Raw genomic sequence first — 26273 nt, 5'->3', positions numbered from 1 at the left:
CCACGGAAGAAGAATTACAATAAGTGCAAGGAAGGCCAACCCGATAACCACAAATGGCTTTCGCTTCAATATAGTTTTCGGTTCGGCAAAGTGATAGAAGACGATTATGGCAGCGAAGATCAAATAGGCGACAAGCCCGCCATATACCAATTTATTAAGATGGAAAGCCTCGCTATTCCCAAAAACATTCATCCCAAAAATCCGGTCAAGAATGAAGGAATAAGAAATCCCGCTGCGACGTAAGCCATCGTTTGTTGCAAGCGACTTTGTTTCTTATCCTCTCTACTACTTGCAAATTGGTGCAGTACATCAATCTCATGCGCAAGCTCGGCGATTTGTACATCCAGGCGCATGTGATGATACAACATTTGGTACATTTCTTGCCCTTGGATTTGAGCGGTTACTTCCTTGAAATGGTATTTGCTCAAGAACCTTAAATACTTGCGGTTGAGATCTTCAATATTTCCCAATATTTCCTCGACGTTTTCCTTCATGTCGTTGGCAATCGTAGCGATGTCATGCTGGTATTTAAGCACCGTAGCCCTTTGCACCAAAACATGCTCCACCATGCGATTATACATATGGTTGGTATTGTGTCGTGTAAACTTAAATGGATTCTCCGCCGAATTTATGCATACCAGGGAATAGGCCGTAATTCCATGGCAAGGAGCCATAACCGCTCCACCGCGATAGGCATGTCTCTCCATCTCCAGCTGAAAAGCGTCTTGTCACGGCAGGTCGCTTTTCCGCGTCCACAAATATTGCCCGGTAAATGTTTTCCTTGTCACTACAGAGATAATCTCCATTTCGGATATCGGTCGCCAACTCTTCATCCTCCATCCATGAGACGACAAACATCTTCCCATCAATTAAAGGCGCGATATTCAACGTCGCCGCAAGTTTCTTTTTCATCGAAATCAAAACCCGTAAGAAACTGAATATGCTCCCCACCGAGCAATATTTTAACGAACTCCGGAAGCCGAGCAAGGCCATACGTGCGTATCAAAGGAATCCTACTATTCACCTCTGCCATCTTCGTGGAGACATGCTTACTTTTTTGTTCATCTGAAACAATTGACGTGTTTGATTGCCCTGCATCGCCATTGCTGTCTGACTGCTTGACTGCCAAACTTGATATCTGGAAGGAGCTCCATTCCATAGTGTGTCAGACTTTTTGTTTGCCACTCCGCGAGACATTGTTCCAGAATACAGCCACCTTCCATATTCATTGATTCTCAAAACATCATCAACCGTTTTATGATCAATATTGAGCAAGTGAAACGACAAAAGGCCAACACCAGTATCATACATCCGAAGGTAAACTCCCCTGACAGGGAGCGAATATTTGCCATGATGCCATGTGAATTCATATTTTAAGGCAATTGCATCGGCACAACTATCCGGGCACCAATTGATAAACAGCTACACAACCGTCAGTTGCCATTGATCCATCGACCATGGACATGTCAAAAACTACGTCCCGAGCAAAACTGTGATAATAAACAAACTCGTTAAATTCCTGATCTTCCTGAAAAGTGACCGGATGGCGCTGCCAACGCCACCCCTCCCCAATCTTCATAAGGTCCGTGATGTTGGCCATCAATTCGTGCAAACGATCCAAGCTACAATTGGGTTCGAGATTTGCTTCCCATCGGAAGGCAAAATGAAAGATATGTGTGCTATATGCCCGCTCAAATTGTGATTTTTCGATGTCCATAACCTCGCTAATTTTCTCGATAATCAACACTAATTTCTCACGATTGGATTCGGAAAACCCCATAAAACCAGAATCTCCACCACCATGGTATGCCGTGCCATTCGCGATGCAACCGGCAAATTCCCTTGATAAGTTGTTTACTCCCCTCCCGTAAAAGGTCAGCCCTCTATCCCCAATCACGATCAAGCGATCAAATGGAAAAAGTAAATCCACGACCGCTGAAAAAGGAATAGATCCAGCTTCTACAATCTTGATTCCCGATTTTGCGACAGCACTTGTTATCTTCTCCTTGGCTTTTTCATCATCCTCCTCCGTAACCCCCTGCGCTCGCCGGTCCTCCTTACGCAAGGAAGCTATCTCCTCAATTCCCGCTCCCAGATCCTGCATCCCAGGAATCCATCGCGCATCATTCGCAGCCACGAGCAGCTGCCGTGGTGTCAACCACGCCAAGCAATTCGGCCACCTGCACAATGGCAGCGGGCAAATGGGACAATTCGTTGTGATGGTCGATGCGCAGGTAACCGTCGGGCGGGGTGATGTCCTCGCCCAATTCGATCCCCGCAAAGACACGATTGCTGAACTGCGGATCCTCCAAAACGGCAGCGTAGGCGCTGAGTTTAGCCCCCCAACCCAGGCGAAGGTCGGCAAAGTCCCTGCCCTCCTGCAAGTTGCAGGATTCGAGGAGTCGGCGAATTTCGACCATTTCGAGGTCATAGCCGCCCAATAGGAAAAAGATGTCGGAGCGCGTCATTTCAAAGGGTGATTCCATAGTAAAATCACAATTTATAACGTGATTGTCGCGCAGAAGACTTAGTTTCCCACATATACACCATTCTGCCATAGAAGGGGTGTAGCGGATGAGATATTTTGACATTCGACGCGCAAAAATCTGCGTAAATTTTGATGAATGAGGGTTTTAGGTTGCTGGCTCGGAGGAGTTGATTTTTGTCAGTCGAGGTGGAAAAGTCTAGCATTAATCACCGAAGAAAACGCACTGCGACACGATAGGCAACGCGGGCCATCCAAACCGCTGCACAGAAGCTGCTATTTATCGTGATCGTCTCATCCCCGACCGAGGACAGTGTGAGTGCGAAGCGTGAGTGGGGGCAAAAAGGGAAAAAACAGGGATCGGAGTCCTCCGACCACCCCCTTCTCCATTGTTTGGCCGCATGCGGTCAGGCAATGGAGAAGGGCCGGGGATGAGGCGACTATAAAATGGCCGCCAGCGGCCGAGTAAAAACCGGAAAACGTGGTTAGCGTTGCCAACACAAACACCGCGTGCTGAGAGGGCCGGCGTTAACAATGCGAGATTAGAGTGTGTGTGCGCGTGACAGGGCAAAGTAGCGTTGTCGACGCGGATTCGTCCAACGCAGCCGCCATCTCATCATTCTCACGCATACGACACCGCAAGGTCATACCCATCCCCTGATCGGGATTTGCTGACTTCGAAATCCACGATGATTTTGTTGTATTCTGGAAACATCTCGTCCTTTCGCTCTAGGAAGTTGACCATCAAGTCCAACATGCCGGGTATGCGTGCAAAATCTGATTCGAATTTCACCCAATCCTTTTTGAACTGATCAGGACGTACATGGCGTAAGGAAGCCATGTTCCAGGCGATCACTGCAAGCTTATAGCCATCGCGAATCTCCTTGATCGGACGCGTCAAATCCACAATCGGCTCTGCAAATTCCTCGAGGAGATCAGAGTACTTAACATCTGGGTCACCAGGACCGATTTCAAAATCATTTTCGGCAGCTCTGGAATACAACTCTTTAGTTGCCAATGATTTCATGGATTTATCTCCGGAGCTTTGTGGATTGTTCTGCGCCCGCTTGGCCACCCGCTGCCGACGCATACGCTTGATGTTTTCTGCTTTTCCCATGGGTATTCCTGGTGGACAAATTACAATTGGTGGGGCGAAAATGAGCATTGTCTTGGGAGGTGCCAATTTGGCTTTTCCACATACGTGCATTGGCCGTTGGCAATTTCGATAGTTCTCTGCAAATTCGCGTACTCGTCCCGATTCAAAACACAGGCTGGTCTTTCACTGCCAGCTGCGGAGATTCACACGGGATGCCAATTTGCCGTTCACTCATCACTAAAACTATTCACTGAATTCACATGGAGAAGGACAAAGCCCCGGAGCTGCAGAAAAAAGAGGTTCAAGGCGAGCAGGAGAACATCTGGAGCTCGGGATTTGACGGGAAAGGCAGTATGACCCTGCCGCCACCTGCCTTGGGGGGGAATGTCGGCGGACCTGTGACCACGAATTCGAACGAGACGGCGCAGCTCAAGGAGGAGGGCGAGGGCGAAACCTCCACGGAGCTCGGGCGCAAGGACGAAGACCGCGCCCGGGTGGATTTGACAAGCAATTCAGACAGTCGTGTTTACAACCGATGGACGCAAAAAGGGGCAGATTCGCATTATGCGGACACATTTCATGAGAAGTTCAAAGCGCAGTCGATTGCTTTCTTTGGAGAGGAACTGACGCAGGATCAGGTACTTGCCAAGATCGAGGCAGCCAAGGCGGAAGGCAAGACAGAGGAAGCAGAGAGCCTTCGGAAGAAGCTTTTTGCAGCCAATCAATATGCCCTGGTCGAGACGTTGGATTCTCCAGACAATGACCTTTATGCTGCTGGAGATGGGAAGACCTATTGCAATATCTACGCTTATGATATGGTCACCGCCATGGGGGCCTACCTTCCAAGGCTTTGGTGGACAGAGACTACGGAGACCCAGATCAAAAACGGCGAACTCAAAGACACGGAGATTACCCAGAAATATGGGGCCGGTGTGACACGGGAGATGAATGCCAACAGCCTCAACACTTGGATGCGCAGCAATGGGAAGGAATTTGGCTGGGTACAGGCGGCTTCGATGCAGACGGCTCAGGAATCGGCCAATTCGGGACATGTTGTGATTATTTTGGCTTCCAATGCCAATGCGAGCAAGTCGGGTCACGTCAATGTCATCCTGCCGGAGACGGAACAAATCAAGTCCAAGGAGCATACGGATGGCACGACGCTGCCGGTGCAGTCTCAAGCGGGAAGTGTCAACTTCAAGCATGACACGTATTCGCAGGCCACGACGGGTGCTTCGAATCCCAAGTGGTGGGCCAATTCGAACCACAAAGACGGTGCGGCATGGATTTGCATGGGCAACCCCAAAAGCCCCATTATGACGCCCGATCAGCTCGGCTTGGCACCAACCATCTCCAAAGACGCCCTCGCGGCCGACCAAGACGACGTGAAGTTGCCGACGGTCAATGCTCCCGCAACCACGACCACCAACACGGCAACGAACACACCCGTGACGACGGAAAACAATCAACCGGTTGTCACGAACGCAAATACGAACGCGAATACCGGGAATACGACGACCCCGACAGTGGCGCCGGTGACCACGGAGGAAAAGAAAACCGTCACACCAGTGGTCGATCCGAAGAAACCGACCACGGCTGGCACGACGGTCAACACTGGCGAGAAGCAGCAGACGAATGTCACTTCGCCCTCCGAAACCAAACCCGGTGATACCCTGCACCTGACGCATGGCATCATGATGTTGGCCACGGAAGGCGATTTCGGCGGTGGTGAAGGTGATTCGCGCAAGCCGACCCTTCCGGAGAATCTCGGGTTCTTCCGCAAGGCGACCGCAGAGGAGCTTGCGCTTTGGAAGAAGCCCAAGACCAAGGAAGAGCCGGCGCGACCCAAACGGTACGGCTTGAGTACCGAGACGCCCAATCGTGTGTTTAAGGACAAGGATGGCGCCTATGTCGAGGCCAAACGGCTTCGGCGATTCACCGCATCTGATTACGACCTGACGCCACCCTCCGGCCAAGTCATCGCAACGGGACCCAACAATTCCGGATTGACCATTGGTATGGGATTTGACATCGGGGCTAGATTTGGTACCGGGGACAAGGAGAAAGCCAAGAAGGAACTGCTGGCAGCTGGGATCAAGGCCGAGACGGCCGACAAACTGTCGAATGCCGTGGGCCTTCGTTCCATCAAGGCCGGGAAAATGGCGGCCGAACTTCGCGCTTCCGGGCTGACGATCACCGCAGATCAAGTGGTGAACCTGCTCAACAAAACGCGGGAGAAGTACATTGCCAATTACACGCCCGGCGTGGTGCATGAGGCCATCGAGGAGGTCATGGTCAAGATCAATTATTGGAAGGGTTCCGGGCAGACGAAATCGGGCGGTGGTGGCAAGCCGATCGTGACCGCCATCTTCGCGGCTGCCAAGGAAAAGCAAGGCGTGGCCCAGTTTGATGCTGCGCTCTCCGTGTTGAAAAACTATACCGAGGACTCCTTCAGATTGTTTGAGCGTTTCCTCACCGTCGTCAAGAACCAGATTGCAAGTGGCGGCAAGGTCGAATTTGACAATGGCGTCAAGTCGATCGACGAGCTTACGAATGGTAAAAATGACACCTTCAAAGTGATCAAGGAGGTGACAGGTGGCAAAAAAGGAAAGGACTTCCAGAAACAATTGACCGGCACCTCGCTTCCGGAAAGTTCGGGTCTGAACAGCAAGACGACGACCACGACTTCGCCGACGAAGACTTCGGAAACCCCTAAGACGACTACCACCACCAAGGCTTCGACAGAAACGCCCGCAGCATTCGCGATGAAGCAATACAAGGCCTATGTCGCGGAGCAAATCACGATGGTGCAACTGGCGAAATCGATGAAACCCCTTTCGGCAGGCGCCAATGGGGAGATTGTCTCGGTGCTGATGGACAACCTGGGCTGGACGGAAAAGGACAATTTTGCCTACGCGCTCGTGAGCAACAGTTCGGAAGGAGAATTGAAAGGCTTCAATGTCGCCTTGTTGGGCAAGCTCAGCGAGGCCTTGGACACCTGGGCCACATTCAGCTTCGATGCCAATGCCACGCAGAAGGCGCGTGTGGATGCCGTTCGTTCGGGGATTGCATTCGAAGCGATGAAAGCCAAGCTCCAGAAAATGGCAGAGGCCGGGCAGGATCCGAAGAAAGTAAAGAAAGACGAGAAAAAGACGCAGGCGGCGGCAGGTTATATCTATGGTCCGCTGTTGTCCACGGGCGACTGGGTCTCGCAAGCCAATCCGGCGGATTACCCGAATATCAACACACTCAAGCCCGGCGAACTGAACGCAAGTTCGTATGGCGTGGCTTGCTACGACTGCTGCGTGGCGATGTTGAAGCGCAAGGGATTCCCCACAGGCACCAACAATACGACCTTGTTGCAAGACCTCAAGGCGGATGGCAAGGCAACCGTGCCTCCTGGCGCGATGCAACTCGGGCTTTCCAAGATCGACGCAAAACTTGCTGCTGGTCAGCCGGTGATCGTCGGGGTGGACAAAGGCGAGGCCACGGCAAAGTACCATGGGCATACGCAGAGCGACACCAAAGCCAACAAGGGGCGCGCCACCGATCACTGGGTGGTCATCCATGGCAAAGGGACGGATGCGAACGGGAATACCTTTTATGTCTATTATGATCCGGCACGCTACAACACCGAGGGTGGTACGAGCCTCGCCAACAATCGCTTCATCGTAAATACCGGTACGGAGCGCATCCATGACAACAATGCCTACAGCAGTTACCAATATTCCATTTCTGATGTACGCGATTAATCAGCGCATTTTGAATTTTACAACAATGAGACATTTGATGCTTTGTCTGTTGGTGGGCCTGCTCTTCTGCGGCTGCGCACCCTCGACTTCTACTGACGCTGCGGGGTCGGTTGATTCGTCAAGTACGGCTACGCTGCCCGATGGTGCCACCGAGACACCCGCAGGTGCCACAACGGCGGCAGTTCCGGCAGACTTCGCTGCGCTGAGCAGCCTCTACCCTACCGAGAAATCGCCGTATGGCCGCTGGAAAGAAGACCTCAACGGCACATGGGAGGCTTTTCCCGAGCAACGGTTCGCCCCGGCAACGATGCAAAAGTTCTTCTACGGCACGCCCGGCTTCCCCAAATCGGGTGACGACGTGCGCTTTTGCCCCTATATCAAGCTGGACATTGGCAGTGGTCGATGGCTGCTGCTCACCTACGAATCCACGTATGGTCATACCTTGATCGGTTCGATCTTTGATCCAAACGGCAAGGTTTTGGACGGCATGGCCGTTTACCGTGAAGGCGAAGATCCCTACGAGATCAGAAAATACTTCCTGCTGGACGATCAAGGGAGCCTGAATCTCTATTTTGAGCGCCCCAAAGACGATGGATCCGGAAACGAAGACCCGGACTTCACGCGCGATACGACCACGTATGTGATCTCCGGTGCCGGGAAGTTTCAGAAGAATTGATCGGCGGTGATTCTGGACGTCCTATTTCTTAGTGTTTGTAGGTGAATTTGCAGGTGCGGGCCGCTGCGGAGCAGCTGCCCTCTAATATTATCGCCTCATCCCCTGCCCTTCTCCATTGATTTTGCTGAGGGCAAAATCATTGGAGAAGGGAGCAAAGACAGTATGAGTGCGACGTGTGAGTGCGCGCAAAAAGGGAAAAACCAGGGAACGGAACCTTCCGTCCACCCTCTTCTCCATAGCATTCGCCTCGAGCGAATGCTATGGAGAAGGGCCGGGGATGAGGCGAATACAAAATGGCCGCTTGCGGCCGAGGGAAAACCAGAAAACGTAATTTGCACAAAAACCAAATCCCGTGTGCTGATCGAGTCGCTGGTTTGATCCGGACCTGCTACAATTGCGTAGTCACCAGGCTAAGGCATAAAATCCTACATTACATGATGTCTGAACAAAGACATCTTTACGACCGGGAATTCGGGTTTGCATTGCCGGTTGGGAATCGCGAAATTGGAGCTATGGGAAGAATGAATGGGCGTTTCTTTTATTCGGCAATCGTGCGCAATGCAACCCACCAAGTATCAAAAATTGCAGTTCTATTGCTGCTTGTAGTGGTTTCCAACTTGCTTTTCGCGCAAACGATGGATGACCTCCATGAAGGTTTGGAAGGGAAAGACTTTTCAAAACTGAAATTCCTCATTGAGAATATTCAACCCAGTGACAATTGTGCTTCTCCGGATGAAATGAGATCCAGAGTTGTCCTAAAGGGCTATGATGAGGTCATCGCCAATATTGTGGAATTTGTACCAACCCCACAAGGGAAGTACGAAGGAAACTGCAACTTCTATCAGCTTAATCTGCTCGTGAAAGGCCATGAGGTGATTGGATATGCCCTTTATTCCAAATCATATAATGACCGTCCCGAAAATTATCACCTCCTTCGGCACTATTCAAATGATGATGAAATCATGAACTTTCGAAGCTTATATGAAAGGACATTTTATCGAAAACCCAGTTTGAATGAGTTTTTTGATGACACAATTGTCTATGGTTCTCGTTGTGGGATCATAGGGCAGAACCCGGAAGCCAGGGATAGTTTGGATGACTACATTCAGTCCAGAAACCGTAAAAAATTGTTTGAATGGCTGACTTCACCAAGTTATGAAAAGAAACTTTATGCCTATGAAGGGTATATGGCGATGATGAAGAAGGGCTACGTGCCAAGCAGTATTGAAAAATCGATCATCAACCGACTCGGCGAATTCAGCGGTGCAGTATTGACTTGTAGCGGATGCACTTTTTGGACGCAGGAGTATTCAGCGCTTGTGAATCAAATCAAGGACAGATGATCCGAATCCAATCTTGGACATGACATGAAGACCTCACGGCCGCCTACAGCCCCGGACAGTTTGAGTTTTGAGTTTGAGGAAGCAGTTCGTTCGTGAGGCGATGGTTTGAAGACACGGAAGTGAGTGTGCCTTTTTTTTGTCGTGGTTTGGGAATTATTTGGAATAGCGGCCCGCGAGGCGGGCCGCTCATTGTGTGTGGGGGGGGAACCTTGATCTATAAAGGTTGGACCCCGCTGCTGCGTGCCGCGAAGCGGTGGGGTCGGATTCGCCGGAGGCGGATCGAACGTCAGTCGAATCGTTGGGCCTTCGCTCTGGACATGGTTTGAAGACGAGGAAGTGGATGTGCCTTTTATTATTGTGTCGTGGTTTGGGAATCATTTGGATTAGCGGTCCGCGAGGCGGGCCGCTCATTGTGTGGGGGGGAACCTTGATCTATAAAGGGTTGGACCTGCTGGCGTGCCGCAGTGGGGTCGGATTCGCCGGAGGCGGATCGAACGTCAGTCGAATCGTTGGGCCTTCGCTCTGGACATGGTTTGAAGACGAGGAAGTGGATGTGCCTTTTATTATTGTGTCGTGGTTTGGGAATCATTTGGATTAGCGGTCCGCGAGGCGGGCCGCTAATTGTGTGTGGGGGGAACCTTGATCTATAAAGGTTGAACCCCGCTGGGGTTGTTATGCGTTGGCCAGCAATGGTTTTGATCCATTGGGACCCGCTACGGCAGGAACAAACGTTGATAGCTAAAAAAAATCCCAATGATTCAATCGCCCCCTGCGGGCCCAAATAGTCTACAGAGATGGCATGGGTATTTTAAAATCGTTGCAATAGTCTGCACAAGTACAAAAACTCAATTGTTTCATGTTAAAATATTCGTTCGGCTGCCTATTTTTGGCATTCAATAAGGCGTTGTCAGCATGAAACCCATTGTCATTCGGGTAAAAAGTCAGAGTCCAAAGTCGCCCAAAGCAATCGGGGAAACGATGATGGATGTATCACGTTGGCCAGAATTTGAAGGTTATTCTTTCCTGCCCGGGATCGAAAGTGCGGCCTTTGAAACGCGGACGACGAATTGGGTAGGCACGAGGATTCGCGTTTGCAACAAGGATGGCTCCAAGCATATCGAGGAAATTGTCGAATGGATTCCCGATCAGCGGATTGTATTACGTTTCCAAGAATTTCAATCCCCCTTGCGCCGGTTCGCCAGCCACTTTTTGGAAACGTGGGAGTTTTCGCGTGAAGGCGCTGAAACTACGATTCTGCGAAGTATGGCGATGTACCCGAAGGGGATTTTGGGTTGGCTGCTTTTGAAGCCGATATCTGGCTTGATGCGGAAGGCTTTTCAGCGACAGGCTGAGCGGGGGTTTTGAAGGGAAATTAGGTCAATTGGAGGGGCGGCTGCTGCGGCGGTGCAGCTGCCTTCCATTTTTCGCCTCATCCCCGACCCTTCTCCATTGATTTTGCTGAGGGCAAAATCAATGGAGAAGGGAGCCGAAACGTTGATTTTTCTGAGAAAAATGATTGTCTAGGCCCCCTTCTCCATCGCATTCGCTTCGAGCGAATGCGATGGAGAAGGGCCGGGGATGAGGCGACGATCAGTGGCCGCTTGCGGCCGACAGAAAACCCAACCGGCACAAAAGCATCTCCACCCAAACACTCCCGATTCCCCGCATCCGTAGCCTTCGCGTTGCGGTCAACCCTGCCCCTTTCGAAAAAGAGACCAGACGCCCAACTAAAAGATATGTATCATTATTAAAAGAACAACACCAACCAAAAACTAACCAATAACAACCATTTTTATGATATGTATCATTTTAATAACTATTGACGGGAATCAATTTTACAACCGTTAAGGGACGTGTCTATTCACGTCAACGGTAAAATGAAACTGAAAAACATACTCCTTTCCCTTGCCACAGTGGCTGCATTGGCAGGGATGAATTCTCAGGCTTGGTCGCAGGTAAAACCCGCACCCGATTCAGGTAAAGCCGCAGCCGACTCCGCTGCGATAACGGCAGCGGTGCAAGCACCCACCCCGCCTACGGATTCCGCAACGCCGCAGCTTTCCGATTCGGCCAAGGCTGATTTGCTGGCGAATTCCCCGCTTGGCAGGGCCCTGTTTACAGGTGCTACCGCGCTGATCAATGGTGGTCCAACTTGTATTTCCTGCCACAATGTCACCGCCGCCGGCCTGCCTGAAGGTGGTTTGCTGGCAAAGGACCTCACGCACGTTTATGGGAGATTGGGCGAAGCCGGACTGCCTGCCATCTTGACCTCTACCCCATTTCCGGCAATGGCTTCGGCATACAAAAGCAAGCCGCTGACCCCCGAAGAAGTCGTGCAATTGACTGCATTCTTTCAAGATGTCGAAATGACCGCACCAAAGGCCGAACCAACGCCCAAATACACCATGTTGCTCATTGGCGGTGGACTCGGATTGACTGTTTGGATGGGCCTCATTTTTGGCATCTATTTCAACCGTAAGAAGGAATCTGTCAAGAAAGCCATCTACGACCGACAAAAACATTGATCACGGTACTGAAAAACTTAATCCTCAGATTATGAGCTGGATTCAAGACCTTATCTCCCCCAAATCCCGGAAATGGGAGGAATTTTACCGCAACCGCTGGCAATACGACAAAGTGGTGCGAAGCACACACGGCGTCAACTGCACCGGGGGCTGTTCCTGGGCGATTCACGTGAAAAACGGAATCGTGGTTTGGGAAATGCAACAACTCGACTATCCCTTGTTGGAAGAGGGTTTGCCGCCCTACGAACCACGTGGCTGCCAACGGGGTATCTCGTATTCCTGGTATCTCTACAGTCCGATCCGGGTGAAATACCCCATCATGCGTGGCGCTTTGCTGGATGCCTTCCGTGAGGAAAAAAAGGCGGCCGGCGGAGATGCCATGAAGGCTTGGGAAAACCTGCAAAACAATCCGACCAAGCGCAAAGCCTACCAAACGGCCCGCGGTAAAGGTGGGTTCCGTCGCGTGCAATGGGATGAAGCCCTCGAACTGATCGCCGCCGCCAACCTTTATACGGTCAAAAAATACGGTCCAGACCGTTTGGTTGGCTTCTCCCCGATTCCAGCCATGTCCATGATGAGTTACGCTGCTGGTTCGCGTTACCTTCAATTGATGGGTGGTGTCAACCTCAGCTTCTATGACTGGTACTGCGACTTGCCCAACGCATTCCCTGAAATCTGGGGTGAACAAACCGACGTCTGCGAAAGCGCTGACTGGTTCAACAGCAAGTTTATCGTGTCTATGGGTGCCAACCTGGGCATGACACGTACCCCTGACATCCACTTTTTCTCCGAAGCTAGGCACAATGGTAGCAAAACGGTGGTGATGTCGCCTGACTTCAGCATGGTCGCCAAACATGCCGACCAATGGATTCCTGCCCACGCAGGTTCCGACGGGGCTTTCTGGATGGCTGTGACCCACGTGATTCTTCAGGAATACCACGTCAACCGACAAGTGCCTTACTTCATGGACTACGTGAAGCGCTACACCGACTGCCCCTTCCTTGTTGAATTGCATTTGGAAAATGGACATTATGTTCCAGGGAGAATGTTGCGCGCCAACCGTTTGGCCAAATTCAAGGATGTCACCAACGGCGACTGGAAATTCCTGAATGCCGACTCCACCACGGGTAAATTGGTGAGTCCAAAAGGCACGATGGGTTACCGCTGGGACGACAAAAAGGGCAATTGGAATATGCTGTACGAAGACGGCGAATCCAATGAAGCTTATGATCCAACCCTGAGCTTCCTTGAGAAAAATGATCAAGTCGTGCAGGTCGAATTCGTAGAATACGGCCTTGACAAAAAAGCCAACCGTGGGGTGCCTGTACGTTTTGTCGAATTGGCCGATGGCAGCAAAGTGCCTGTGGCAACCGTCTATGACTTGACGATGGGGCAATACGGCGTGCGTCGTGGCTTGGCTGGGGAATACCCAACGAGTTACGACGACAAAGATGCAGCCTACACCCCTGCTTGGCAGGAATTGTTTACCGGAATTGGTGACAAAACGGTTCTGCAATTCGCCAGGGAATGGGCCTCGACTGCCGAAGTCACCCAAGGTAAATGTATGGTGATCGTCGGTGCTGCCATCAACCACTGGTTCCATGGCAACCTGATGTACCGTGCAGCCATCATGGCGCAAATGTTGACAGGTTGCAACGGCCGCAATGGTGGTGGCATGAACCACTACGTCGGGCAAGAAAAGCTTGCACCGGTCGAAAGCTGGGGAGCCGTCATGTCGGGCAAGGACTGGCAGGGTCCAGTGCGCCTCCAACAAGGTCCGATTTGGCACTATATCCACAGCGATCAGTGGCGCTACGACGGCAACCAGAAGTACTACAATTCAGCACCTGACAATCACCTCGCCAATATGCACAGCGCAGACTGGACGGTGATGTCGGTCAAAAACGGATGGATGCCTTTCTACCCGCAATTCAGCAAGAGCAACCTTGACATCGTCAAAGAGGCGCAGGCTGCGGGATTCAACGACGAAGCCGGAATGAAAGGCTATATCGTGAATCAGCTGAAAAACAAGGAGCTGAAATACTGCGTAGAGCAGCCCGATCAGGAGTCGAGCTTCCCGAGGGTTTGGTTCATCTGGCGCGGCAATGCGCTCATGTCTTCGGCCAAAGGCCACGAATACATGTTGGACCACTATCTCGGCACGCACAACAACAAAATTGCCGATGAGGTTGCCGGTCCCTTGGTCAATGACATCGAATTCACCAAGGAGGCCCCCAAAGGCAAAATGGACTTGGTGATCGACATCAACTTCCGCATGGATACCTCGGCTTTGTACAGCGATATTGTGCTGCCAACCGCGTCTTGGTACGAGAAGGCAGACATCAATTCGACGGACATGCACAGCTTTATCCACCCGTTGAGCGAAGCAGTGCCTCCGGTATGGGAAAGCAAAAGCGACTGGCAGATTTTCCAATTACTTGCCAAACGCGTCAGCGAAATGGCAGGCATCCACATGCCAACCACCGTCATCGATGTCGTCGCAAGTCCGCTGAGCCACGATGCCGTGGACGAAGTGCAGCAACCACGTCTGCTCGACTGGAGCAAAGGCGAATGCGAGCCGATTCCCGGCAAGACGATGCACAAATTGGCCTTCGTGGAGCGCAATTACACCGAGATTTACAGGAAGTTCATCAGTCTTGGCCCGAATGTACCCAAGCAAGGACTTGGTGCCCACGGCAATCACTACCTCTGCGAAGACGTGTACAACGAAATGCTTGCCGACAAGCGCCACGTGCAGAAGTGGGACAACGGTGCTGAATATCCATCCCTCAAGGAAGATGTCGAAGCCATCAACGCGGTCATGTCGCTGAGTACGCTTACCAATGGCAAGCTCAATTACAGGGCTTACCAAAACATGGAAAAGAAGACGGGCTTGGTCTTGGCCGACTTGGGCGAAGGACTTCAGGATGTGCGCATCAATTACAAGGATATCCAGGCACAGCCACACCGCTACAATACGTCACCGGTCTGGTCAGGCTTGATGAACAATGGCCGCGCCTATGCCGCCTACACCTACAACGTGGACCGGCTTGTGCCTTGGCGCACGCTCACAGGAAGGCAACACTTTTACCTGGACCACGATGCCTATATTGCATTCGGCGAACACTTGGCGACCTATAAGCCATCACCAACGCCGGAAGCCTATGGCGACTTGCGCAAGACGGTCAACGACGGCAAGGCAAGAATGTTGAATGTCTTGACCCCGCACGGAAAATGGCACATTCACTCCACCTACGGTGATACATTGCGCATGCTCACTCTGAGCCGCGGAACGGAGCCTTGCTGGATGAGTGAGAAGGACGCAGCTGAATTGGGAATTCATGACAACGATTACGTCGAAGTTTACAACGACCACGGCGTATATGTGACCCGTGCCTGCGTGAGCGCACGTATTCCAAAGGGGGTATGTATCGTGTACCACTCACCTGAACGTACGTACAACGTGCCGTTGAGCCAGGAACGTGGACGCCGCCGTGGCGGTGGTCACAACAGCTTCACCCGCGTGCACTTGAAACCCAACCTGATGTGTGGCGGCTATGGCCAATTCAGCTACCACTTCAACTATTGGGGACCCGTCGGCGTGAACCGCGATACACACGTACTCGTGCGGAAAATGGAAATCGTGGAATTTTAAATCAAGGAAAAATGGAGAGCGAAGTTCTGGCAGCTAAATGCTGAAATAAAAATAGCCGATGCTATGAATTTCTCTCTCCATTCCCAATTCTCAATTCTCAATTGAACAAAGCAATGAATATCAGATCGCAAATATCAATGGTCTTTCACTTGGACAAGTGTATAGGCTGTCATACCTGCTCCGTCGCATGTAAAAATATCTGGACCGACCGCAGAGGCGCAGAATACATGTGGTGGAACAACGTGGAGACCAAACCCGGCACGGGTTATCCCACGAAATGGGAAGATCAGGACATCTACAAAGGTGGCTGGGTCAAGAATGGCAATTCGGTGTCGCTCAAGGGCGCCGGAAAGCTCAAGGGCCTTAAAAATATCTTCCACAATCCGCATATGCCGGTTTTGGAGGACTATTATATCCCTTGGGCCTATAAGTATGAAGATCTTTTTGAGGCACCAGCTGGGAATGATCAGCCGACTGCACGCGCCGTATCGCTGATCACTGGCAAGCCCATCGAGATTCAGTCGGGTCCGAACTGGGACGACGACTTGGGTGGTTCGCCTGACTATGCCCGTCACGACGTCAACTTCAATGCATTGACCGACGCAGAGCAGGAAAGCATGTTCCAACTGGAGCAAATGACGATGCACTACCTGCCACGTATTTGCAACCACTGCTTGAATCCGGCTTGTGTAGGTTCCTGCCCTTCTGGTGCGCTCTACAAGCGTGGCGAAGACGGCGTCGTCTTGATCAATCAGGAGCGCTGCCGCGCCTGGAGAATGTGTGTGACGGCTTGCCCTTACAAAAAGAGCTACTACAACTGGCATACCGGCAAAAGCGAAAAATGCATTCTCTGCTATCCTCGCCTCGAATCTGGTCAGGCACCTGCATGTATGCACAGCTGCGTGGGCCGTATCCGCTACCTGGGTGTGTTGTTGTATGATGCCGACCGCATTGAGCAAGTCGCAAGTTGCGACGAGAAGGACTTGGTGGATACCCAATTGGGAATCTATTTGGATCCGTTCGATCCTGAAGTGATCCGCGAGGCACGCAAAAACGGCATTGCAGACAGCACCATCATCGCTGCACAAAAGTCGCCGGTGTACAAATTCGTCAAAGTCTGGAAAATTGCCCTGCCTTTGCACCCTGAGTTCCGCACGCTGCCGAACCTCTTTTACGTGCCACCGATGTTGCCTGCCATGGCTAGCGTCGATGCGGACGGTGTTTATGAGACCGTTTCGGATTCGCTCTTCGCAGGGATTGACAAAAGCCGCCTTCCGATGAATTATCTGGCCTCGCTGTTTACCGCAGGCGATGCCGAAAAGGTGCGTGGCGTGATGCGCAAGCTGCTCGCAGTGAAGATTCACCGCCGCGACGTGACGGTCGGCGACCTGCCCAAGCAGGAGGTCGAAGTTGCGCTCAAGCAGGTCCACATGGAAGGTGCCGAAGCGGACGAAATCTTCCGTCTCACCTCCTTGGCTACCTTCGAAGAGCGTTTTGTGATTCCGCCTGCACACCGCGAAGAAGCAATCGAAATGATTGAAAGCACTGCGGATGCCAAGGGCGAACAAGGATTCGGCTTCACCGAACGCGGACAAAGAGGGGCATAATATGGATGTCAGAACACAATATCGGGCAATGGCGAAGGTATTTGCCTACCCGGCTGAAGGTTACCATTACGATGTCGAATTTTGCCAAAATCTATTGGAGGCACAATATCCCGATGCTGCAGCCGATTTCCGCCGCTTCTCCGAATTCGTTCACAACCATTCGGAGTCGGAATGCGAGCTGATCTTCACCAAAACATTTCATATTCAGGCGATTTGCTACTTGGACTTGGGCTATGTCATCTTCGGTGAAGACTACAAGCGCGGCGAATTCCTGGTCAATATGAAGGAAGAGCAGGCCAAGGTGGACAACGATTGCGGTTCGGAGCTGCCCGACAACCTCGCCAATGTCCTCGAACTGATGGCCCGCACACAAGACCAGGAATTTCTCGAGGAACTTGCAGTCGGCGTAATGCAACCTGCCTTGACGAGTATGATTGCCGAATTTGACGATGCCAGGGTGCAGCTCAAGGAGAAAGTGCTGAAGAAAATGCACAAAGCCCTGCTGCAACAAGACCTCGAAGGTGGCAATATCTACCGCGATGCATTGGCAGCCCTTCAAAAAGTACTCGCCAAGGACTTTGCAGGCATTCATTATGACAATGCAAGCTTGCAACCCATGATTGGCGGGGCCTTTCTTCAAAATTGCGGTACCGGCGGATGCAATACCAATCCGTTACAAGCACCTGTGAAACAAGACTTATCAGTAGGAATGCTATGAAAAAGCTTCGAATATTATTCCCCAAATATCTGCGTCTTGGCCTCGTTTTGGCATTCGCAGCAATGTTCCTCCCATCGATGCAGGTTACTGCACAATCGGGCGAGGAGAATTTCAAAACACTTTGTGCAAGCTGCCACCGCACCGACTATACCAAGGCCGTCGGGCCGGGGTTGGCTGGCGTGAAGGAAAAACGCGGAGAAGAATGGCTGCGCAAATGGATCGTGAATTCGAAGGCTTTGATCGCCACAGGAGATGCAGCTGCCAACGAAGTTTATGCACAATTCAACAAAATCGACATGCCGGGATTCCCCCAATTGGACGATGCACAATTGACGGACTTGATTGCCTATATCGACGCCGAGGGCGCAAAGGCCGGTCCACCTCCCGTAGCGGCGGCCGCACCTGCGGGCGGAGGTGGTGCTGCCCCGGCCGGGCCCAATGTCGCGGATCCGTTGCGCGCCATGCTCGGCGATATTACAACGTGGGCGATCTTTGCCTTGATCTTGCTCAGCTTTATTGCCTACAAATTGAGCAAATACGGCAAGGAACAGCGTGAAGGGCGCGGACAGCACGACTTGCCTCATGGGCCAAAATATCTCGGCTTGCATTTCACATTCCTGTTGGTTGTCGCAAGTTGCATCGTATGGTTGCTGGTGAATGCCTTCTCCACGGGTTCGCCGATGCTCAACAATATTATGTTCAGCGCATTCCCCTATCTTGCCTTGGTGACCTTCCTCATTGGAACCATTCGCCGGTACAACAAGCGCGGATTTACGGTGAGTTCGTTGTCTTCCCAATTCCTGGAGGGAAAACAATTGTTCTGGGGTAGTCAACCGTTTCACTGGGGCCTCATGTTCCTGTTTTTCGGCCACTTGATTGCGTTTCTGTTCCCACGTGCCTTGATGGCGTGGAATGGCATGCCGATCAGGTTGCTGATCTTGGAAGTATCGAGTTTCGTCTTCGGATTGAGTGCCTTGGTCGGAATTTGCACACTGGTTTACCGTCGATTTGCCTCCGGAAAACTGATCGTGGTGGGCAGCAAAGCTGATATGCTGGTGTATGTGACGCTCTTGACGCAGATCATTTCCGGCTTGGGAGTCGCTTTCTTCGTGCGCTGGGGATCCACCTGGTTTGCGGCAGTCTTGACGCCTTATCTGCGGTCATTGTTCATGCTCAATCCAGATATTGAGGCCGTGAGTGCGATGCCTTGGGTGGTCAAAATTCACATCATCAGTGCATTTTTCATCATCGCGATCATCCCCTACACCCGTTTTATGCACTTCCTGGTCGCCCCCGTTGCTTACCTCTGGCGCAGCTACCAAGTTGTCGTCTGGAACTATAGCCACAAGGATATTCGCAATTCCTCCCGCCACACATTTGGGAAGAAGTCGCGGAATCATTGAAAGAGATTATGTTTGCGTGAATTCAATATTGTGCAACCGCCTCAGCAATTGGGCGGTTGCTTTTTTTGATTGGGTGGCGAAGGGCGATGGAAGTTTGAGTTTGAGTTCGGGAAAAGGCAGGTGAAACAGTGCGCGTCTGAGCAGGGGCAAGAGCGGAATCGGTGTGACAATGGAACAAAGGAGCCTTGCCAACCCTTCCAATCCCAATTCTCGGGACTGATAGGGATGGGTTTACAGTGCGAGTGCGCGTGACAGAACAAATAAGCGTTGCCAACCCTTAAAATCCCGATTCTCGGGACTGATAGGGTTGGGTTTACAGTGCGAGATGCGAGTGCGAGTGCGCGTGACAGAACAAATAGGCGTTGCCAACCCTTAAAATCCCGATTCTCGGGACTCATGGGGTTGGCAACGTGGAAAACCAATAGTGGGGTTGGCAACGCGGAATATCCTACAACATCGTCGTGCGAATCGTCGCTATCGCAGCAGTGTAGGAACTATCCTTGGTCGGCATTCCCAATGCGTTAAATTTCCATTCGCCGTTGTGTTTGTAAAACATGCCCATCACCATGACAATGCTGCCGGCGAAGCTCGGTTCGGTACTGACACGATAGGAAGCCACCACGTTATGCACGACGCCAGGCATGCCTTCGTAGATGCGCACATCCGCATGGGGAACCGCCGCGAAATCGTCCTTGGAAAAGCTGCAGAGGAAGACGGCGACCTTGGCACAATTCGCCGGCAGCCGGTCGAGGTGGAAGGTCAAGGTTTCATTGTCTTGCCCGTCGTCGCCGCCGACATCGCCCTTGGTGTCGTCCCCACTGAGGTACACAGCATTGGTGGCCGAGGCCAAACGGGCAAAATAGACGTGCTCGATGAGCTGCTTGTCTTCGGAGAACAAAGCTGCATGTAGATCGAGGTCGATCGAGCGTCCGCTTGCGTGGGCGCCCCAGTTGGCACCTGCGCAAAACTGCGTGATTGCCGCTCCAGATTCTTTTTTCAGGCTGATTTTTTGGCCTTTAACGAGACTGATTGCCATTCGAATGGGGATTTTAACCGACGCTGACGCCGTAAAGTGTACAAAATTTCAAGAGTCCGCCGGCATAGCCAGAGCCCACTGCGCGGAATTTCCAAGCGTCGTTGCGTTTGTAGAGGTTGCCGAATTCGATAGCGGTCTCGACCGAGAAGTCCTCGGCGAGGTCGTATTTGACGATTTCCTCGTTGTTGGCGGCGTCAAAAATGCGCACATAGGCATTGCGAACCTGTCCGAAGTTCTGCCGGCGCGCTTCAGCATCATGAATGGTCACGACAAAGGAAATGGTTTCACAGTTCGCCGGAACATTGGTCAGATCGACCTTGATGGTTTCGTCGTCTCCGTCGCCTGCACCTGTAAGGTTGTCGCCCGCGGCTTCGAGCACGCCTTCGGGCGAACGCTTGTTGTTGAAGAAAACAAAATGCGCATTCGAAAGGACTTTGCCACTTGCATCCAACATAAATGCTGAAGCATCAAGGTCATAGCCCTGTCCAGAATCGCTGTTGTTGGTATCCCAACCGAGGCCCACGACAAATTTCTGAATGTTTCCGATGGCGGTATTGCCGCCTTTGGTCAAGTTTACTCCCATTTTGAGTTTTAAAATTAGACCAGCAAGTTAGCCAAAAGGTAGGTGATTGGGGTGTGGTTGTGGATAATTTCAAAAATCTTGACCGAATAATGATTCAAATCATTTTCGATACTGAAGGATATCCCCACATTGGTGGAGAACCCGAATTCCGGATTGAACCGCACGGGCCAGGCATTTTATCCAAAATTGGCGTTCTCCTTAATCGGTAAAAATATGAAAAACGTCCACATTCTTTTCTTGATATCCGTCCTTTTGCTTTCCTTTTCAGCTTGTCGAAAGGAAACGGTTGAGGTTGACTATATCCCCACACCTTACACTTTGAAGATTCCGTCCGATTTTCCTGCGATGGCCATTCCTGCTGACAATCCGATGACGGTGGAGGGTGTGCAATTGGGGCGGAGGCTGTATTATGACGATCTTCTTTCGACGAATGGGCGCTCCTGTTCGTCTTGTCACTTACAGGAGCTTGGATTCAGTCATCCGATGGCTGGACCGGGGGGATTTGGTATCATGGCGCACATCAACATTGGGTGGAATACCGCATTTGGTTGGCATGGCGGCGAAAGTTTGCTGGACCACGTTCCCTTGGCGGATTTGGCAGAAGGCAATGCCTTTTTGGAGGCCAACAATGACTCGATTCGGGTAAGATTTGCACGGAATGCGGATTACAAAACTCGCTTCAAGCAGGCGTTTGGGGTTGATATCGTGGCACTTGATGTTGCACAACGGCAAGAATACATCGCCAAGGCATTGGGACAATTCATTCGGACGCAAATCTCGGGAAATTCGAGGTTTGATCAATTTATGCGGAGCGATCCGAATAGCAATTTTTCGGCTGCGGAATTCCGTGGGTACCAATTGTTTTTCACGGAAAAAGGCGACTGTTTTCATTGCCATCCCTATCCTATGATGACGGATGGCAATTTGTACAACAATGGCCTTGATGGGAGCCACAATGGGATCAATATCGGGCAATTTAATGTAACGAATGACTCCAATGACATCGGTAAATTTCGTGTGCCCACCCTGCGAAACATTGGACTTTCAGCACCTTATATGCACGACAATCGATTTGCGACGTTGGAGGAAGTTGTAGGCTATTACAACGCGGGTGTACAGCATTCAGCAACGCTTGCGCCGATTATGACCAAGCCAGGCGGCCATTTGGATTTGCAATTGACGCCTGACGAAGTCGCGGATTTGGTGGCATTTCTTCATTCCTTGACGGATACTTCGTTTACGAACAATCCAGAGCTGAGGTCGCCGTTTTGAGGTTAAGGATTTGTCCCGAAATCACTCAGAGCGGAGCGAAGAGTCTACCATCATAGAAACAAGTTACACTGAGCAGTGTTAGGTGTTTCTAACTGGTAGATGCATCGCTTCGCTCTGCATGACAAAGGACGCTACAGCTGCTCCAATGCACGAAGTCGGTTTTGTGCTGTAATTTAGCCCCTAAGCGTAACACTGATCACTTTTCACTTTTCACTTTTCACTTTTCACTCATCACATCTACGCCATTGGCTGCAATTTTCTGAAGTGCCACTGTGTCTGCCATGATAGAGGAGCCATCAATGTTGAAGTCGAAGATTTGGGGATGTTCAAACCATTCGTTGAGGTTCATTTTCAGGCTCAGGTCAGCACCTTCACCATCCACAACGAGACTAATCGGGAAGGTACAATTCACATGATTTCCAGTTTTTCCGAGGTGAACGGCAAATCCTTGTTGTACCTGAAGATTATCCCTGAAATACCCTTCGAATTTCATAAAATGGTAGCCCCCTCCCATCATGTCCGGCCAAGCCATGGCATTGTTTTCCAGGGTGTTGGGCAAACTCCCAGATGTGTTGTGCGCATTGTCAAGCCCAAGCGTCAGCGACACCGAATTGTAGGTTCCAATCGGGACATCCAACAGATTCAGTGTCGTATTTTTTTCAATGTCCATCAAGACAATATCCTGCAACAGGAACGATTCCAAATCGGCACTGTGCAAGGTAAAATTGCTGATATAATATTGAAGGTGGGTGACGCTGTAAGGATTTCCTGCAGCATTTTCATACATGATCGTGTCCATGGAAACAGCCTGTTGATCAGACCAATAATCCACCGAAACCGTCACATCGCCTAGGGTATCCTTTTCTTTGCAGCTCGCAAAAAAGAGTCCTCCCGAAAGCATCAAAAGCATCGCAAATTTCGTCGTTTTCATCTTTTAGCTCTTTAAAGTACACGAACAAGACCGACCTGCAACAGCAAACCGGTCTTGTACGAAATTACGTCGACTCTGAGTCCACTAAAATGATTTGAATCACATTCCAAGACAATTAACTGCATCCCTGACTTGTGCCACAGTTCACGCATTTGTAGCAGGTTCCTGAGCGCAGGGTAATGTGCCCACAAACGGTGCAGGGCGGGGCATCAGACGAGGACATCCGCACCACATCCGAGGAGGGTTTCAAGGCGCCCCCTTCGTAGGGCTCATTTTGGCCGATGTGCGCCACCATTTCATTGCTTTCGTCGGCAACATGGGCCAAATCCGTCCGCTGTAGGTATTCCAGTGCCAACATCCGGAAGACATAATCCACCACGGAGGTTGCCATCTTGATATTGGGATGCTCGACCATGCCGGCCGGCTCGAATCGCGTGAACGTGAATTTCTCGACAAATTCCTCCAACGGCACACCGTATTGCAGCCCGATCGAAGTCGCAATGGCAAAACAGTTGAGCAATGACCGGAAGGAAGCACCTTCCTTGTGCATGTCGATGAAAATTTCGCCAAGGGTGCCGTCGTTGTATTCTCCGGTTCGAACAAATACGGTATGCCCAGCGATTTTGGCCTTTTGCGTGAAGCCCGCACGTCGCGCAGGAAGGCGCTTGCGTTCGACAATGCGCGACAACTCCCGCTTAAAGGACGTGTCGGTGCTCGCAGCCATGATCTGTCTCGCAGCTTCCAAAATGGCCTGCGGATCGAGTTCGGAGACTGCCTTTCCTTCTTGTTTTTGGGCGCTGGTATTCAGCGGTTGTGACATTTTGCATCCGTCACGGTAGATGGCGCAGGCTTTCAGACCAAGGCTCCATGCAAGTTCATAACAGTCCTTGATCTGCGCGACGGTCGATTGATTGGGCATATTGACCGTCTTGGAAATCGCGCCTGAAAGGAAGGGTTGGGCCGCCGCCATCATTTTGAGGTGGCTTTGAGCTGACAAAAACCTTTGGCCTTGCGGGCCACACTGATTGGCACAGTCAAAAATCGCGATGTGCTCAGGCTTCAATTCCTTTGCATGTTCGATATTGCCTGTGGCCGCAATATGCGCCTCAATTGCCTGGATGGATTCCAAAGGATAACCCAACTGCCCCAAAGCCGTACGAACGCTCTGGTTGACCATCGTCATATAGCCGCCGCCGGCGAGTTTCTTGTACTTTACCAAGGCAAATTCCGGTTCGATACCCGTCGTATCGCAATCCATCAGCAGTCCAATGGTGCCCGTCGGTGCCAAAACGGTGGTTTGCGCGTTGCGGAAGCCAAATTTTTCGCCCAATTGAATGGCGCCGTCCCAGGCATTGCAGGCGGCTTCGAGCAAATATTCAGGGCATTTTGCAGGGTCAATTCCTTGGGGCAAAACGGTCAATCCCTCACAAGCCTCGGTCGCATTGTAAGCGGCGAACCGATGGTTGCGCAATACCCTCAGCATGGAGGCTTGATTACGAGGGTAGGCGGCAAAAGGTCCAAGAATCTGCGCCATTTCGGCGGAAGTTTTGTAGGAAACTCCTGTCAAGAGTGCGGTGATGGCGGCGGTGATGGTACGCGCTTCGTCGCTGTCGTAGCCCAATCCTGCGCTCATCAACAAGCCGCCAAGATTGGCGTAGCCAAGGCCAAGCGTGCGATAGTCGAATGATCTTTGTGCAATTTCCTTCGAAGGAAACTGTGCCATCGTCACCGAAATTTCCAACACGATGGTCCAAAGTCGCACCGCATGGGCAAACTTGACTGTATCCAACGTTTGGTCCTTTGCGTTCCAGAACGGTTTGAGATTCAGCGAAGCCAAGTTGCAGGCTGTGTCGTCCAGAAACATGTATTCGGAGCAGGGATTGGAAGCGCGAATCGGTCCGTCGGCAGGGCAAGTATGCCATTCATTGATCCGCGAATCAAATTGCAAGCCCGGGTCTGCCGAAGTCCAAGCGGCAGCGCCAATTTCTTCCCATAGTTTCGCTGCGGGAATCTTGGACAGGGTAGCGCCATTGGTGCGGGCCTTCAATTCCCAATCCCCGCCTGCTTGAAGTTTCTTGAAAAATGCATCCGGAATCCGAACACTGTTGTTTGAATTTTGCCCAGAAACGGTGTTGTAAGCCTCTCCTTCGTAGTCTGCCGAATAACCCGCAGCAATCAACGCAGCAACTTTCTTCTCCTCTTCCGACTTCCACTTGATAAATTCCATGATTTCGGGATGGTCCAAATCGAGGCAGACCATTTTCGCAGCCCGTCTTGTGGTTCCGCCGGATTTGATGGCTGCTGCAGCGCGGTCACCGACCTTCAAAAACGACATCAGACCCGAGGAAGTGCCGCCACCTTCAAGCGATTCGCCTTTTCCGCGAATCTGACTGTAGTTGGAACCCGCCCCGGCACCGTATTTAAAGATGCGCGCCTCCCGCACAAAGAGGTCCATGATGCCGCCCTCGTTCACCAAATCGTCCTTGACAGAAAGGATAAAACAGGCATGCGGTTGCGGCCGCGCATAGGAAGACTGCGATTTGGACAGTTTGCCAGTCTTTTCGTCCACATAATAATGCCCCTGAGATTTGCCTTCGATCCCGTAAGAATGAAAAAGCCCCGTGTTGAACCATTGCGGCGAATTGGGTGCTGCAAATTGTCCTAGCAACATAAATGTCACCTCGTCATAGAATGCCTGCGCATCGGCCTTCGTGGAAAAATAGCCATTCTCCTCGCCCCAAAACCGCCAACAATTCGCCAAGCGATCCACGACCTGCTTTACCGAATGTTCGGAACCAGTTTCTCCATTTTGTTGCGGAACACCTGCCCTGCGCAGGTATTTTTGCGCGAGGATGTCGGCTGCCAATTGTGACCAATGAATGGGGACTTCCACCAAAATCGGTTCGCCAAGGGCTTGTCCAGTGGCATCTCGCACGGTAGAATTAACGGTCTGATACTGAAACAAATCGAATGGGTTTGTACCGGCCTGCGTAAAATGCCGCGGAATTTCCAAACCAGTTTTGGGGTTTTCGGATGAACTTGTTTTTTTCATAATTAACTGACTATCAAACTATTTTAGCAAATCTAATTTCCAGCACTTTGCAGAAATATGATTGGCGTCAGCGTTGGGGAGATGTTAATAACAAGCCAAATGCAAATGCCCAAAATTCAAGACGGACACTTTTAGGTGG

At 51.3% G+C, this 26273-nt stretch carries 20 protein-coding genes; 10 read left to right on the top strand and 10 right to left on the bottom strand.

Features of this window, described 5'->3' with window-relative positions; genetic code table 11:
* Positions 1-188 precede the first annotated feature (188 nt).
* The 6 genes from IPN95_24620 to IPN95_24595 all read right to left on the bottom strand — a co-directional run bounded on the left by IPN95_24620 (position 189) and on the right by IPN95_24595 (position 3602).
* Entirely contained in the window at positions 189-494 is a 306-nt protein-coding gene (locus IPN95_24620; protein ID MBK9452552.1) for a hypothetical protein, read from the bottom strand.
* Between the two features lie 112 nt (positions 495-606).
* Positions 607-912: a hypothetical protein gene (locus tag IPN95_24615; protein MBK9452551.1), complete on the bottom strand. Its 306-nt coding sequence runs from the start codon at positions 910-912 to the stop codon at positions 607-609.
* Positions 866-1159 carry a hypothetical protein gene (locus IPN95_24610; protein ID MBK9452550.1) on the bottom strand — a complete coding sequence of 98 codons (294 nt, stop codon included), beginning with the start codon at positions 1157-1159 and terminating at the stop codon, positions 866-868. The genes IPN95_24615 and IPN95_24610 overlap by 47 nt, the downstream gene beginning before the upstream one ends.
* Positions 1160-1396: 237 nt before the next feature.
* Positions 1397-2104 (bottom strand): hypothetical protein, encoded by a 708-nt coding sequence (locus IPN95_24605; protein ID MBK9452549.1) that lies wholly within the window; start codon positions 2102-2104, stop codon positions 1397-1399.
* A 19-nt stretch (positions 2105-2123) separates the two neighbouring features.
* Positions 2124-2486 carry a hypothetical protein gene (locus tag IPN95_24600; protein ID MBK9452548.1) on the bottom strand — a complete coding sequence of 121 codons (363 nt, stop codon included), beginning with the start codon at positions 2484-2486 and terminating at the stop codon, positions 2124-2126.
* 621 nt (positions 2487-3107) lie between these two features.
* Positions 3108-3602 carry a hypothetical protein gene (locus IPN95_24595; protein MBK9452547.1) on the bottom strand — a complete coding sequence of 165 codons (495 nt, stop codon included), beginning with the start codon at positions 3600-3602 and terminating at the stop codon, positions 3108-3110.
* Positions 3603-3841: 239 nt separating this feature from the next.
* On the opposite strand from IPN95_24595, the gene IPN95_24590 reads away from it, so the two are divergent.
* From IPN95_24590 to narI, 9 genes are all read left to right on the top strand, one after another.
* Complete coding sequence (locus IPN95_24590) at positions 3842-7333, top strand: hypothetical protein (protein MBK9452546.1); 3492 nt, start codon at positions 3842-3844, stop codon at positions 7331-7333.
* A 25-nt stretch (positions 7334-7358) separates the two neighbouring features.
* On the top strand, positions 7359-8009 hold the full coding sequence (locus tag IPN95_24585) for a hypothetical protein (GenBank protein ID MBK9452545.1): 651 nt from the start codon (positions 7359-7361) through the stop codon (positions 8007-8009).
* A gap of 434 nt (positions 8010-8443) precedes the next feature.
* Complete coding sequence (locus IPN95_24580) at positions 8444-9352, top strand: hypothetical protein (protein MBK9452544.1); 909 nt, start codon at positions 8444-8446, stop codon at positions 9350-9352.
* Positions 9353-10264: 912 nt separating this feature from the next.
* Positions 10265-10717 (top strand): hypothetical protein, encoded by a 453-nt coding sequence (locus IPN95_24575; protein ID MBK9452543.1) that lies wholly within the window; start codon positions 10265-10267, stop codon positions 10715-10717.
* A 512-nt stretch (positions 10718-11229) separates the two neighbouring features.
* On the top strand, positions 11230-11877 hold the full coding sequence (locus IPN95_24570; GenBank protein ID MBK9452542.1) for a hypothetical protein: 648 nt from the start codon (positions 11230-11232) through the stop codon (positions 11875-11877).
* A gap of 31 nt (positions 11878-11908) precedes the next feature.
* A complete protein-coding gene (locus tag IPN95_24565; GenBank protein ID MBK9452541.1) occupies positions 11909-15532 on the top strand; it encodes a nitrate reductase subunit alpha in 3624 nt (1207 codons plus the stop codon).
* A 113-nt stretch (positions 15533-15645) separates the two neighbouring features.
* Positions 15646-17139, top strand: coding sequence for a nitrate reductase subunit beta (gene narH, locus IPN95_24560; GenBank protein MBK9452540.1), 1494 nt, complete (start codon positions 15646-15648; stop codon positions 17137-17139).
* Between the two features lie 28 nt (positions 17140-17167).
* Complete coding sequence (locus IPN95_24555; protein ID MBK9452539.1) at positions 17168-17857, top strand: hypothetical protein; 690 nt, start codon at positions 17168-17170, stop codon at positions 17855-17857.
* On the top strand, positions 17854-19260 hold the full coding sequence (gene narI, locus IPN95_24550; GenBank protein ID MBK9452538.1) for a respiratory nitrate reductase subunit gamma: 1407 nt from the start codon (positions 17854-17856) through the stop codon (positions 19258-19260). Before IPN95_24555 ends, narI begins: the two co-directional genes overlap by 4 nt.
* A 448-nt stretch (positions 19261-19708) precedes the next feature.
* Here the strand turns inward: narI and IPN95_24545 are convergent, their stop codons facing one another.
* Entirely contained in the window at positions 19709-20296 is a 588-nt protein-coding gene (locus IPN95_24545) for a TerD family protein (protein MBK9452537.1), read from the bottom strand.
* A gap of 13 nt (positions 20297-20309) precedes the next feature.
* A complete protein-coding gene (locus IPN95_24540; protein MBK9452536.1) occupies positions 20310-20879 on the bottom strand; it encodes a TerD family protein in 570 nt (189 codons plus the stop codon).
* Positions 20880-21092: 213 nt separating this feature from the next.
* Here IPN95_24540 and IPN95_24535 point away from each other — a divergent pair, with 213 nt between their 5' ends.
* Positions 21093-22151 (top strand): c-type cytochrome, encoded by a 1059-nt coding sequence (locus IPN95_24535; GenBank protein ID MBK9452535.1) that lies wholly within the window; start codon positions 21093-21095, stop codon positions 22149-22151.
* Positions 22152-22368: 217 nt separating this feature from the next.
* On the opposite strand, the gene IPN95_24530 is transcribed toward IPN95_24535, so the two are convergent.
* A complete protein-coding gene (locus IPN95_24530; protein MBK9452534.1) occupies positions 22369-23082 on the bottom strand; it encodes a hypothetical protein in 714 nt (237 codons plus the stop codon).
* Between the two features lie 115 nt (positions 23083-23197).
* The gene (locus IPN95_24525; protein MBK9452533.1) at positions 23198-26134 is read right to left on the bottom strand and encodes a vitamin B12-dependent ribonucleotide reductase; all 2937 of its coding nucleotides are present in this window, start codon (positions 26132-26134) and stop codon (positions 23198-23200) included.
* Positions 26135-26273 lie beyond the last annotated feature (139 nt).

Source organism: Bacteroidota bacterium, from assembly GCA_016718825.1.
Lineage (GTDB): Bacteria > Bacteroidota > Bacteroidia > J057 > JADKCL01 > JADKCL01.
The sequence above is the reverse complement of the archived record's forward strand: the minus strand, read 5'-3'. Positions and strand labels throughout refer to the sequence as shown.

Coding starts and splice junctions, on each gene's coding strand:
- IPN95_24580 (MBK9452544.1), top strand. CDS start 8,444: ATGATGTCTGAACAAAGACATCTTTACGACCGGGAATTCGGGTTTGCA.
- IPN95_24545 (MBK9452537.1), bottom strand. CDS start 20,296: ATGGCAATCAGTCTCGTTAAAGGCCAAAAAATCAGCCTGAAAAAAGAA.
- IPN95_24600 (MBK9452548.1), bottom strand. CDS start 2,486: ATGGAATCACCCTTTGAAATGACGCGCTCCGACATCTTTTTCCTATTG.
- IPN95_24525 (MBK9452533.1), bottom strand. CDS start 26,134: ATGAAAAAAACAAGTTCATCCGAAAACCCCAAAACTGGTTTGGAAATT.
- IPN95_24565 (MBK9452541.1), top strand. CDS start 11,909: ATGAGCTGGATTCAAGACCTTATCTCCCCCAAATCCCGGAAATGGGAG.
- IPN95_24610 (MBK9452550.1), bottom strand. CDS start 1,159: ATGGAATGGAGCTCCTTCCAGATATCAAGTTTGGCAGTCAAGCAGTCA.
- IPN95_24605 (MBK9452549.1), bottom strand. CDS start 2,104: ATGCAGGATCTGGGAGCGGGAATTGAGGAGATAGCTTCCTTGCGTAAG.
- IPN95_24555 (MBK9452539.1), top strand. CDS start 17,168: ATGGCGAAGGTATTTGCCTACCCGGCTGAAGGTTACCATTACGATGTC.
- IPN95_24620 (MBK9452552.1), bottom strand. CDS start 494: ATGAAGGAAAACGTCGAGGAAATATTGGGAAATATTGAAGATCTCAAC.
- IPN95_24570 (MBK9452542.1), top strand. CDS start 11,230: ATGAAACTGAAAAACATACTCCTTTCCCTTGCCACAGTGGCTGCATTG.
- IPN95_24615 (MBK9452551.1), bottom strand. CDS start 912: ATGAAAAAGAAACTTGCGGCGACGTTGAATATCGCGCCTTTAATTGAT.
- narH (MBK9452540.1), top strand. CDS start 15,646: ATGAATATCAGATCGCAAATATCAATGGTCTTTCACTTGGACAAGTGT.
- IPN95_24575 (MBK9452543.1), top strand. CDS start 10,265: ATGAAACCCATTGTCATTCGGGTAAAAAGTCAGAGTCCAAAGTCGCCC.
- narI (MBK9452538.1), top strand. CDS start 17,854: ATGAAAAAGCTTCGAATATTATTCCCCAAATATCTGCGTCTTGGCCTC.
- IPN95_24530 (MBK9452534.1), bottom strand. CDS start 23,082: ATGAAAACGACGAAATTTGCGATGCTTTTGATGCTTTCGGGAGGACTC.
- IPN95_24535 (MBK9452535.1), top strand. CDS start 21,093: ATGAAAAACGTCCACATTCTTTTCTTGATATCCGTCCTTTTGCTTTCC.
- IPN95_24590 (MBK9452546.1), top strand. CDS start 3,842: ATGGAGAAGGACAAAGCCCCGGAGCTGCAGAAAAAAGAGGTTCAAGGC.
- IPN95_24540 (MBK9452536.1), bottom strand. CDS start 20,879: ATGGGAGTAAACTTGACCAAAGGCGGCAATACCGCCATCGGAAACATT.
- IPN95_24595 (MBK9452547.1), bottom strand. CDS start 3,602: ATGGGAAAAGCAGAAAACATCAAGCGTATGCGTCGGCAGCGGGTGGCC.
- IPN95_24585 (MBK9452545.1), top strand. CDS start 7,359: ATGAGACATTTGATGCTTTGTCTGTTGGTGGGCCTGCTCTTCTGCGGC.